Genomic DNA, 11,082 nt, shown 5'->3' on the forward strand with positions numbered 1-11,082 from the left:
CCAGGTCGGTGACGGTGCCGGTGACGCCGCCGACCGTGCCGTCGAGGTCGGTGACGGAGCCGAGGTCCGCGACGCTGCCCAGGTCGGTGACGGTGCCGGTGACGCCGCCCAGCGTGCCGTCGAGGTCGGTGACCGAGCCCAGGTCGGTGATGCTGCCGAGGTTGGCGATGCCCAGGTCGCCGGCACCGACCAGGCCGGTCACGCCATTGAGCGTGCCGGTCACGGTGTTGGCGGCGGAGTCGGCGGTACCGAGGACGCCGTCGAGGGTCTCGGCCCCACCGACCGTGCCCAGCACGGTCGAGTCGAGGGTGCCGGCCACGTCGTGCACGCCGGACAGGTCCACCGACAGGCCGCTGTCGAGGCCCAGCACCGGCAGCCCGGCGGCCACGTCCAGGCCGGTCGGGTCGACGCTGACCGCGCCCACGCCCGCCACGGTGACGTCCGCGCCGGTGCTGTAGAGGCCGGCGGTGAACTGGTTGGCTACGGTCTGGACCTGACCGACGACGCCGCTCGGGCTGAGGCTGACCGAGCCGAGGCCCAGGCTGTCGACCGCGCCGAGGTCGGCGAGGCCCTGCAGCGGCACGGAGTCGATGACGAGGGGCAGAACGTCCTGCACGTCGCCCGGGGTCACGTCGCAGAGACCCAGGCTCTCCAGGGTGCCCTCCGGGTCGAGTTCGAAGGCCGAGCGGAGGTCGGCGTCGCCGAGCAGGTTGATCACGAAGTCGTGCAGCGTCTGGGTCGACTCCACCGGAGCGGCCTCCGGAGCCGGGGCCGGAGCGGGGGCCGGGGTGGGGGTTGACTCGACGGTGGGTGCCGATTCCATTGTGGCGATCTCCTCGAACGGTTGTACCGGATGATCTGGACATTCGTTCCAGACCTGGCGCCGACGGTACGGCGTCCCCGACGTACCGGACATCGGGGACGAGCCCGTGTTCTCGCCCTAATCGACTAGGTCCCGTACCGGCTTCGGGGTTAGGGGCATAGGGGATGGTCGCCACGGATATCTGGGCCCGCCTTGTTCGGCCGTGGGGGGTGCGGAGCGGCTGACCGGCACGCGGCGGGGTCTACCAGTGCGGGCGCCGGCCCGGGTGGGTACCGGCGGATCGGTCCGGCATCACTGGGCGGACCGGAGTACCCGGTCCAGCGCGGTACGCAGCCGTGGGGTCAGCGTGCGCGCGTAGGTGGCGGTGAGGTGCTGGCTGTCCCGGTAGACGAGCACTCCGCCGATGACCGGCGCGCACTTCCGCGCGGGGCAGATCGCGCTGTTCAGGTCGATCAACGACACGCGGTCGAGTTTGTCCACCGCCGCCGCCTGGGCGGCCCCGGCGCCGGTCGCCAGCGCGGCACGTCGGGGCGTGACGCACCTGGTCAGCCGCTTCGTGTTCGCCGACACGCACATTCCGCTGTTCATGCCGAGTATCGGAACGTCCCGCAGCACCACCGTGGGGACCCGGGCGGCGGTCAGCCGCGACCAGGTCCGCCGCATTCCCTCGGCCAGCGCCTCGTCCGCGTCGGCTCCGGCCAGCAGGGTCCGGCCGTCGCGGCTCACCGGATAGCGGGAACTGGTGGTCAGCAGCAGCTTGGGACGGTCCGGTCCGGTGAGTTCGGCGTAGACGTTGTCGTACCACTGCGTGCAGGTGGCCACCGTACGTCCGTCCCTGGCGTCCAGCGGCAGCTTCAGGAACGGGCAGTTCGGGTTGAGGTACGTGACCAGTCGCCACCGCTTCGCATCCGCGATCGCCTGGAGCGCGGGTACCCAGCTCGCGGCGTGACCGTCGCCGGCCAGCACGACGGTGTACGTGGACAGCCGGTCGCCGTAGACGCAGGCCCGGGCGTTGTCGCCGGGGGCGGCGGGGAAGCAGTCGTGCCGGTAGACGTCGGGCAGGTCCCTGGCGGCGTCCTGCGGGTTCGGGGTGATCGAACGTACCCGGTCCACCGGCACCCCGGCCCGGCTGTCCCCGGGGGATTTGCCGAGCACGGCGGCGCCCGGTGCGGTCGGTTCCGCCGGGGTGGGCGTGGGGCGGGCCGAGGCCGGTGCGGCGCCGGACCGCGGTGCCGGCTGGACGGGCGGCCAGACGGTGAGTTGGAACAGCAGCCCGCCGACCACCGCCGTCGCGGGGAGCAGCCCGCCGGCCCGGACGACCTGGCCCGCGGACCAGGCGAACCGCCTGCCGTCGCGGATCGGCGTTTCGACGTACCTGTGGGTGAGGAAGGCCAGCAGTGCGGCACAGCCGAGTACGGCAAGTCCCGCCGCCGGGTGCAACTCGCCGAACCGGGCGTGCGCGGCGACGAGCAGGGGCCAGTGCCAGAGATAGAGCGGATAGCAGAGTGTGCCCACCGCCTGCATGGGTCGGGCCGCCAGGATGCGGTGTGGACCGCCGCCGGCCGTCCCCGGGCGACCGGTCGCGTCCCCGGCGGTACCGTCGCGTGCGGCCCGGCCACCGACCGCGCCGCCGGCGATGATGGCGGCGGTGCCGAGCGCGGGAAGCAGGGCCAGGTACCCGGGAAACCCCGGCCCCGGCCGCAGGACGAGTACGGCGCCGACGACGGCGGCGGCCCCGGTCCAGCCGAGGATGGTGCCCAGCCGGTGGGGCAGCCTGGCCAGCCGCGTACCGAGCAGGGCGAGTGCGGCTCCCAGGGCCAGCTCCCAGAGTCGGGTGGTGGTGCCGAGGAAGGCTCGCTCGGGGTCGCCGGCGGTACGCTGCGCCGACCAGGCGAACGAGCCGACGGCGACCAGGCCGACGGTGAGCAGTAGCGGTACGCGGACGTCGCGGGCCCGGCGGTGGACCGCCCAGGTGGCGATGCCGAGCAGCAGCACCGGCCAGACCAGCAGGACCTGTCCGGTGACGCCGAGCGCCCAGTAGTGCGCCAGGATGCTGGTCGCCGGGCCCGGCACGAACGCCTCGGCATTCTGGTCGGCGAGCCGCCAGTTCAGTACGGACAGCCCGCTGGCCAGTACGTCCCAGCCGGTTCCCACCCACCGGCTGCGGGGCAGGCAGAACAGGGTCAACACCAGCGAGGCGGCGAGCACCAGCGCGGCGGTGGGGAGCAGTCGGCGGACCCGCCGGGCGTAGAAGGCGAGCAGGGAGATCCGTCCGGTGCGGCGCCACTCGCCGACCAGTGAGCCGGTGACGAGGAATCCGGAGATCACGAAGAAGACGTCGATCCCGACGAAGCCGCCCGGTACGAATCCGATTCCGGCGCCGGTGAGCAGCAGCGCCATGATCGCCAGGGCGCGCAGGCCGGTGAGGTCGGTGCGGCGGCCCCGCCGGCGGTGGGTGCCGGTTCGGGGCTGGGACTCCGTCACCATCTGTCAACCTCCAGGGCCTGGGTTTTGTCCAGTTAGCCCCTTCTTAACAGATAAATACCGTGATAGACGCGTTTTACATTTACCAGGACCGTTCGTCGTCGGGCTCGGTACCGACCCCCGGGCCCGACTACTCGTCGGCGATGCCGGCCCGCTTGGCCGCCGTCCGGAAGGATGCTCCACTGTCGGCCGTCGGCCGGTAGGTCCGGGTGGATCCGGTACGGCGCAGCAGTGCACGCAGCTCGGCCAGCCCACCCGCCAGCACGCCGAGCGCGCGGGCCTGTACGAGGGCGTTGCCCAGCGCGGTCGCCTCCACCGGCCCGGCCACCACCGGCAGCCCGCAGGCGTCCGCGGTGAGCTGGCAGAGCAGTTCGTTGCGGGCACCGCCACCGACGATGTGCACCACCTCGACGTCCCGGCCGGAGAGCCGCGCCGCCTGCCGTACCGCCGCCCGGTGGGCCAGCGCCAGACTGTCCAGGATGCACCGGGTCAGCGCGGCCGGTCCGTCCGGCACCGGCTGACCCTGCCGGGCGCAGGCTCGGGCCAGCCGGGCGGGCATGTCGCCGGGCGGCAGGAACTCCGGGTCGTCCGGGTTGACCACGGCGGCGAGCGCGGGCTGCCGGGCCGCGGCGGCGAGCAGCTCCGTCAGGTCGATGGACAGCCCCTGTGACCGCCACACCCGCAGCGACTCCTGGAGCAGCCAGAGGCCCATCACGTTGCGCAGGTAGCGGACGGTTCCGTCCACCCCGGCCTCGTTGGTGAAGTTGGCCGCCCGGCTCGCTTCGGAGAGCACCGGCGTGGGCAGCTCGACCCCGACCAGCGACCAGGTGCCACAGGAGATGTAGGCGAACCGGTCGGTCTCGGCCGGGACCGCGGCGACGGCCGAGGCGGTGTCGTGCGAGCCGACCGCGGTCACCGGCACCGGCCGGTCGGTGCCGACCGCCTCCCGGACCTCCGCCCGCAGCTCGCCGGCCGGGTCGCCGGGCTGGCGCAGCGGGCCGAACAACCGGGCCGGCAGACCGGCCCGGTTGATCAGGTCCGAGGACCACTGCCGGGTACGCACGTCGAGCAGTTGGGTGGTGGAGGCGTTGGTGACCTCGCTGCCCCTGACCCCGGTCAGCCAGTACCCGAGCAGGTCGGGGACCAGCAGCATCGTCTCGGCCCGGTCCAGCGCCGGGGTGCCGAGTTCGGCGGTGAGCTGGAACAGGGTGTTGAACGGCAGCAGTTGCAGCCCGGTCGTGTCGTAGAGGTAGTCCGCGCCGAGCGCGTCGACCACCCGGTCCGGTACTCCGTCGGTACGCCGGTCCCGGTAGTGCACCGGGTTGCCGACCAGGGCGCCGGTGGAGTCCAGCAGCCCGTAGTCGACGGCCCACGAGTCGATGCCGATGCTGGCCAGGTCGGGCCGGCGGGCCAGCGCTGCCCGGATCCCGGTCAGGGTCTCGGCGTACAACCGGGGTACGTCCCAGTGCAGCGTGTCGAGCAGCCGTACCGGGTCGTTGGCGAACCGGTGCACCTCGGTCAGGACCACCCCGTCCCGGTCGACCTCGGCCAGCATCACCCGGCCACTGGCCGCGCCGAGGTCGACCGCGGCCACCGCCGCCCGAGTGGCCGGGGAGGGGGGCTCGCTCATCGAAGAAACGCCGCGGCCACGCCGGAATCGACCGGTACGTGCAGCCCGGTCGTGTGCGACAGCTCGCCGCCGGTCAGCGCGAACACCGCGTTGGCGACGTGTTCCGGCAGCACCTCGCGCCCCAGCAGGGTACGGCGGGCGTAGTAGGCACCCAGTTCCTCCTCGGGTACCCCGTACACGGCGGCGCGCTGTGCGCCCCAGCCGCTGGCGAAGATCCCGGATCCGCGTACCACCCCGTCGGGGTTCACACCGTTGACCCGTACGCCGTGCCCGCCCAGTTCGGCGGCGAGCAGTCGTACCTGGTGCGCCTGGTCGGCCTTTGCCGCGCTGTACGCGATGTTGTTGGGCCCGGCGAAGACCGAGTTCTTGCTGGAGATGTAGACGAGGTCTCCGCCGAGGCCCTGGTCGAGCAGCACCCGGGCGGCGGCCCGGGAGACCAGGAACGATCCCTTGGCCATCACGTCGTGCTGGAGGTCCCAGTCCGCGTCGGTCGTCTCCAGCAGCGACTTCGAGATGGACAGGCCGGCGTTGTTGACCACCAGGTCGACCCCGCCGAAGGCGAGCGCGGCGGCGGCGAAGGCCGCCTCGACGCCGGCCGGATCGGTGACGTCGACCAGCACCGGTACGGCCCGGTCGGCGTTGCCGATCTCCCCGGCCACCGTGGCGGCGGCCTCGACGTTCCGGTCGGCCACGACCACGCAGGCGCCCTCGGCGGCGAGTCGCCGGACGATGGCCGCGCCGATGCCGGAGCCGCCACCGGTGACCAGCGCGATCCGGCCGGCCAGTGGCTTCGGCTTCGGCATCCGCTGGAGCTTCGCCTCCTCCAGTTGCCAGTACTCGATCCGGAACTTCTCCGCCTCGTCGATCGGCGAGTACGTCGACACCGCCTCGGCGCCGCGCATCACGTTGATCGCGTTGAGGTAGTACTCGGCGGCGACCCGGGCGGTCTGCTTGTCCCGGCCGAAGCTGAACATCCCAACCCCGGGCACCAGCACGATCGCCGGGTCGGCGCCGCGCATCGCGGGGGAGTCGGGTCCGGCGAACCGCTCGTAGTAGGCCCGGTAGTCCTTCCGGTACGCCTCGTGCAGCTCCCGCAGCCGGGCCAGTACGTCCGGCAGCGGCGTCTCCGCCGGCAGGTCGAGCACCAGCGGCCGGACCTTGGTCCGGAGGAAGTGGTCCGGGCAGGAGGTGCCGAGCGCGGCCAGTCGCGGATGTTCGGCGCGGGCCAGGAAGTCCAGTACCGCCGGATCGTCGGAGAAGTGGCCGACCTGGAACTGTCCGGTCTGCCGGCTGTCGGTGCTGGCCAGGCCGCGCAGCACCGGAGCCAGCGCGGCGGCCCGGTCGTGTCGCCGCTCGGGTGGGAGTGCCTCGTACCCGGGCAGCACCGGGCCGAACGGCTCCGCCCGGCCGTGCTCGGCGAGGAACCGGGTGGCGGTGGAGATGATCTCCAGCGAGCGTTCCTCGCATTCCGCGCTGGTGGCGCCCCAGGCGGTGATGCCGTGTCCACCGAGGATCACGCCGATCGCCTGCGGGTTGTCCCGGGCGATCGCGGCGATGTCCAGGCCGAGCTGGAAACCGGGCCGGCGCCACGGCACCCAGAGCACCCGGTCGCCGAAGCAGCGGCGGGTCAACTCCGGTCCGTCGGCGGCGGTGGCCAGCGCGATACCGGCGTCCGGGTGCAGGTGGTCGACGTGCGCGGCGTCGACCAGGCCGTGCATCGCGGTGTCGATCGACGGTGCGGCGCCGCCCCGGCCGTGCAGGCAGTAGTCGAACGCGCCGACCATCTCGTCCTCGCGCTCGACCCCGGGGTAGACGTCGACCAGCGCGCGGAGCCGGTCCAGCCGGAGTACGGCGAGGCCCGCCTCGGTGAGGGTGCCGATGTCGCCGCCGGAGCCCTTCACCCAGATCAGCTCGACCGGACCGCCGGTGACCGGGTCGTTGCCGGTCCCCTTGGCCGAGGTGTTGCCGCCGCCGTAGTTGGTGTTGCGCCGGTCGGCGCCGAGCCGGTGGCCCCGGTCGAGCAGCGCGGCGACCTCTGGTTCGTTGCTCACGCTCACGCCCCCCAACCGGCCTGCTGGCCACCGACCCGCTCGGCGGCGATCCGCTGCGCGTAACCGGAGCGGGCGTACGCGGTCATCGGCTCCGGGTCGAGGCCCATGTCCGCGCGGACCTCGCGCAGCAGTGGGCGTACGTCGGTGTTGTACGCGTCCATCAGCACCCCGTTGGCCCCGAGTACGTCCCCGGCGGCCTGGGCCGCGGCCAACGCCTCGGCGTCCACCAGCAGCGCCTTGGCGGTGGCCTCCTGCACGTTCATCACCGAGCGGATCTGGGCCGGGATCTTCGGTTCGATGTTGTGACACTGGTCGAGCATGAAATTGACTCCCGAGTCGGGGCGCAACGCATCGGCCCGGACGATCTCGTGCATGATCCGGAACAGTTGGAACGGGTCGGCCGCACCGACCATCAGGTCGTCGTCGGCGTAGAACCGGGAGTTGAAGTCGAAGGCGCCGAGCTTCCCCTCCCGGAGCAGGAAGGCCACGATGAACTCGATGTTGGTGCCCGGCGCGTGGTGGCCGGTGTCGATCACCACCTGGGCCTTCTCGCCGAGCCGTATGCAGTGCGCGTACGCGGTGCCCCAGTCCGGCACGTCGGTCATGTAGAAGGCCGGCTCGAAGAACTTGTACTCCAGCAGCATCCGCTGGTCGTCCCCGAGCCTGGCGTAGGTGGCGGAGAGCGCCTCGGCGAGCCGGTCCTGCCGGGCCCGGATGTCGTCCTGGCCAGGGTAGTTGGTGCCGTCGGAGAACCACAGCTTCAGGTCGGCCGAGCCGGTGGCGTCCATGATGTCGACGCACTCCAGCAGGTGGCCGAGGGCCTTGCGGCGGATCCGGGGATCGGGGTTGGTGACGCTGCCGAGCCGGTAGTCGTCGTCCTGGAAGACGTTGGTGTTGATGGTGCCGATCCGCACCCCCTGCTCCGCGGCGTACGACCCCAGCTTGGCGAAGTCGTCCACCCGGTCCCACGGGATGTGCAGCGAGACGATCGGCGCCACTCCGGTGAAGGCGTGCACCTGGGCGGCGTCGGCGATCTTCTCTTCCGGGGTACGCGGCACGCCGGGCTGGCTGAACACCTTGAACCGGGTGCCCGAGTTGCCGTACGCCCAGGAGGGCACCTCGATCCGTTGCGCGCGCAGCGCGTCCCGAACGGCAATCTCGGTCATCACAGCTCCTCGCTTCGCTCGGTCATGTCGTCTCCTCGCTCCGCTCGTCGTCGCCATGACTCGGGACGACTGTGCTGGTCGATGACCTCGCTCCGCTCGGTCATGTCAGGCCTCCGTGGTGTCGAGCGCGGCGAGTTGCGCGTCCAGGTTGAAGATCTCGTCGAGGACGACGAATCCCTCGTCGGGACGCCGCCCGTCCAGATCGACGAAGAACGGTGCCATTTCTGCCTGCCACCGGGCATTGACCTCGGTGCGTTCCATCGCGGCGAGCGAGGCGGCCAGGTCGGCGGTGCGGAAATGTCCGACCAGTAGCCCGTCGTCGTGCAGGAAGAGGGAGTAGTCGTGCCAGCCGGCCGCGTGGAGTGCCCGCAGCATCTCCGGCCAGACCTCCGCGTGCCGTTCACGATATTCGGCCAGCCGCTCGGGCCGGACCCGCAGGACGAAACACACTCGCCGCATCGGCGGGCCTCCAAATGAAATGAACCGTTTCAACGATCTGCCCTCAACATACGAGCGACGTCACTGGCCTGTCAAGAAACCCGGTCACTCCGGGTGCCGCGCAGGGGCCGGCGGATCAGTTCGCTGTCCGGGTGAACTGACTGGATTCCCGGACCACCAGCTCCGGCTCGAAGATCACCTGTTGGTGTTGGTGGCCGTCCGGGTTGTTCGACTCGTCCAGCATCAACCGGGCCGCGGTCTGCCCCAGCCGTTGTCGAGGTTGACGCACCGAGGAGAGCGGTACGGCGGCAGCGGCGGCGAAGTCGATGTCGTCGTACCCGACCAGAGCGATGTCCTCCGGCACCCGTACCTGCTGACGGGTGAGTTCCTGCAGGACGCCCAGCGCGAGGAGGTCGTTGGCGCAGAAGACCGCGGTGGCCCGGGCGGACCGGGGCAGGCCCAGGATCCGCGATGCCGCGTCCCGGCCGGCGGCCACGGTCGGGCTCGGCGTCTCGAACCGGCGCAGGTGCTCCTCGGTCAGCCCGGCCTCCCGCAGCGCGTGCAGGCCGCCGTGGTACCGGTCCCGCACCTGTTCCAGCCGCCACGGGCCACCGACGAAGGCGATCCTGCGGTGCCCGGCCTCCGCCAGGTGCCGGATCGCGAGTTCTCCGCCGAGCCGGTCGTCCACCGCCACGGAACAGACGTCGGGCCGGGTCGAGCGCCGGTCCAGCAGGATGACCAGGACGCCCCGCTCGCGCAGCCGGACGAGCCGCTCGTTGGCGTCGTCGACCGGCGTGATCAGTACGCCCTGCACCCGCTGTTCCTCCAGCAGGTCGAGGTATCTGCTCTCCTTGGCCGGGTCGCCGTCGCTGTTGCAGAAGATCACCGCCATCCCGGCCGCGCCGGTGGCGTCCTCGACGCCCTTGGCGACGTCGGTGAAGAATGGGTTGGCCACGTCCAGGACCACCAGGCCGAGCGTGCGGCCCCGGCCCCGGCGCAGTTGCCGGGCGGCGTCGTTCGGCACGAAACCCAGCTCGCTGATCGCGGCGAGCACCCGGTTGCGGGTCGACGCGGCGACGATGTCCGGCCGGTTGAGCACGTTGGAGACCGTGCCCACCGACACACCCGCCTGGCTGGCCACGTCTCGGATGCTCACCGCTGGTCCCGGCACGACCGTCTCCCTCCGCAGCCCGCTCGTCCGGCTGAAACGTGTCAAGATTAGCCGGCAGCGTGCGCAGCGGCGTGTACGGCCGGCGACATCACCCGTCTCCGCCGCCGCCGTGCGCCTGACAGTACGCCGCGCCGCCAAGTCCCGGGGGTTCCCTCGCCGGGGCGTGGCCACGCCGATGTCGCCGGCCACCGGGCGAGCCTCGCCGACCGGATCCGCCGACGGTACGCTGTCGGGCCAAGGGAAGCGCTTTCCCGGCGGACCGCGCCGCCGCCCCTCCCCGGGCGCCGGCGCCGACCGTGCCCGACCGACACATCCGACCGTGCCCGACCGACACATCCGACCGACCGGGTGGGCGATCGACCGCCATCGGGCGGACACCTCCGATCGACCGGGCCGGCGATCGACCGAGGAGAGAGCGGCGACGATGGGCGAGGACCTGACCGACGTACGGCTGCGCGTGCACGGCGAGACCGTGGCGGAGTACGTGCTCGACGACCCGGACGTGGACCCGCGCTGGTCGCCCCGGCCGTACCTGCACCCGGTGCGCACCCTCGGCGGGACGCCGGTGACTGACACGCTTCCCGAGGACCACCGCTGGCACCTCGGGGTCTCGGTCGCGATGCAGGACGTCTCGGGCACGAACCTGTGGGGCGGTCGGACGTACGTCCGGGACGCCGGTTACACCTGGCTCGACGACCACGGGCGGATCCTCCACGACGGTTGGCTCCCCGCCGGGACCGCACCCGACGGCGGCAGCGCTCTCGCCCAGCGGCTGCGCTGGCTGGACCCGGCCGGCGCCACGCTGCTGGTGGAGGAGCGGACGGTCACCGCAGCCGCGCTGGCCGGGCGGCCGGACGCCTGGCTGCTCGACTTCGGGTACACCCTGACCGCGCCCGTCGACCGGGAGGTCGTGCTCGGCAGCCCGGCCACCAACGGCCGCCCGGGTGGCGCCGGCTACGGCGGCTTCTTCTGGCGGGTGGCGCCCGGACAGACCCGGACGTTCACCGCGACGGCCGACGGCGAGGATCAGGTCAACGGCAGCACCGAGCCGTGGCTGGCGCTGGTCGGCCGGGGCGACGGCGATGCGCCGTACACCCTGGTCTTCGCCGGACTGGCCGACGGGGACCACTGGTTCGTGCGGACCGGGATCTATCCCGGGGTCTGCGTCGCGCTCGCGTTCGAACGGACGCTGCCGGTTCCGGCCGGGACGGCGCTGCGACGTCGGCACCGGATCGTGGTCGCGGACGGCGAGCTGACCCGGGACGAGGTGCTCGGGCTGGCCCCGGTCGCGGCGTCCTGACCGGCCCCGCCGGCACCCA

General features: G+C 72.3%; 8 protein-coding genes. 1 reads left to right on the forward strand and 7 read right to left on the reverse strand.

What is annotated here, in order from left to right; genetic code table 11:
- The 7 genes from ACFP2T_RS05340 to ACFP2T_RS05370 all read right to left on the reverse strand — a co-directional run.
- Positions 1-823: IniB N-terminal domain-containing protein (locus ACFP2T_RS05340; RefSeq protein ID WP_377417959.1), on the reverse strand; the 823-nt coding region annotated here is incomplete at its 3' end.
- 291 nt (positions 824-1,114) lie between these two features.
- The gene (locus ACFP2T_RS05345) at positions 1,115-3,310 is read right to left on the reverse strand and encodes an acyltransferase family protein (RefSeq protein WP_377417961.1); all 2,196 of its coding nucleotides are present in this window, start codon (positions 3,308-3,310) and stop codon (positions 1,115-1,117) included.
- A gap of 127 nt (positions 3,311-3,437) precedes the next feature.
- The gene (locus tag ACFP2T_RS05350) at positions 3,438-4,937 is read right to left on the reverse strand and encodes a rhamnulokinase (RefSeq protein ID WP_377417963.1); all 1,500 of its coding nucleotides are present in this window, start codon (positions 4,935-4,937) and stop codon (positions 3,438-3,440) included.
- On the reverse strand, positions 4,934-6,988 hold the full coding sequence (locus ACFP2T_RS05355; RefSeq protein WP_377417965.1) for a bifunctional aldolase/short-chain dehydrogenase: 2,055 nt from the start codon (positions 6,986-6,988) through the stop codon (positions 4,934-4,936). The genes ACFP2T_RS05350 and ACFP2T_RS05355 overlap by 4 nt, the downstream gene beginning before the upstream one ends.
- Positions 6,989-6,990: 2 nt before the next feature.
- Positions 6,991-8,154, reverse strand: coding sequence for an L-rhamnose isomerase (gene rhaI / locus ACFP2T_RS05360; protein WP_377417967.1), 1,164 nt, complete (start codon positions 8,152-8,154; stop codon positions 6,991-6,993).
- A gap of 105 nt (positions 8,155-8,259) precedes the next feature.
- Complete coding sequence (locus ACFP2T_RS05365; RefSeq protein ID WP_377417969.1) at positions 8,260-8,613, reverse strand: L-rhamnose mutarotase; 354 nt, start codon at positions 8,611-8,613, stop codon at positions 8,260-8,262.
- A gap of 115 nt (positions 8,614-8,728) precedes the next feature.
- Positions 8,729-9,748 carry a LacI family DNA-binding transcriptional regulator gene (locus tag ACFP2T_RS05370; protein ID WP_377417971.1) on the reverse strand — a complete coding sequence of 340 codons (1,020 nt, stop codon included), beginning with the start codon at positions 9,746-9,748 and terminating at the stop codon, positions 8,729-8,731.
- 439 nt (positions 9,749-10,187) lie between these two features.
- On the opposite strand from ACFP2T_RS05370, the gene ACFP2T_RS05375 reads away from it, so the two are divergent.
- A complete protein-coding gene (locus ACFP2T_RS05375; RefSeq protein WP_377417973.1) occupies positions 10,188-11,063 on the forward strand; it encodes a DUF6807 domain-containing protein in 876 nt (291 codons plus the stop codon).
- Positions 11,064-11,082: the final 19 nt, after the last annotated feature.

Source organism: Plantactinospora solaniradicis (assembly GCF_042658085.1).
GTDB classification, from domain to species: domain Bacteria; phylum Actinomycetota; class Actinomycetes; order Mycobacteriales; family Micromonosporaceae; genus Plantactinospora; species Plantactinospora solaniradicis.

Coding starts and splice junctions, on each gene's coding strand:
- ACFP2T_RS05365 (WP_377417969.1), bottom strand. CDS start 8,613: ATGCGGCGAGTGTGTTTCGTCCTGCGGGTCCGGCCCGAGCGGCTGGCC.
- ACFP2T_RS05345 (WP_377417961.1), bottom strand. CDS start 3,310: ATGGTGACGGAGTCCCAGCCCCGAACCGGCACCCACCGCCGGCGGGGC.
- ACFP2T_RS05375 (WP_377417973.1), top strand. CDS start 10,188: ATGGGCGAGGACCTGACCGACGTACGGCTGCGCGTGCACGGCGAGACC.
- rhaI (WP_377417967.1), bottom strand. CDS start 8,154: ATGACCGAGATTGCCGTTCGGGACGCGCTGCGCGCGCAACGGATCGAG.
- ACFP2T_RS05350 (WP_377417963.1), bottom strand. CDS start 4,937: ATGAGCGAGCCCCCCTCCCCGGCCACTCGGGCGGCGGTGGCCGCGGTC.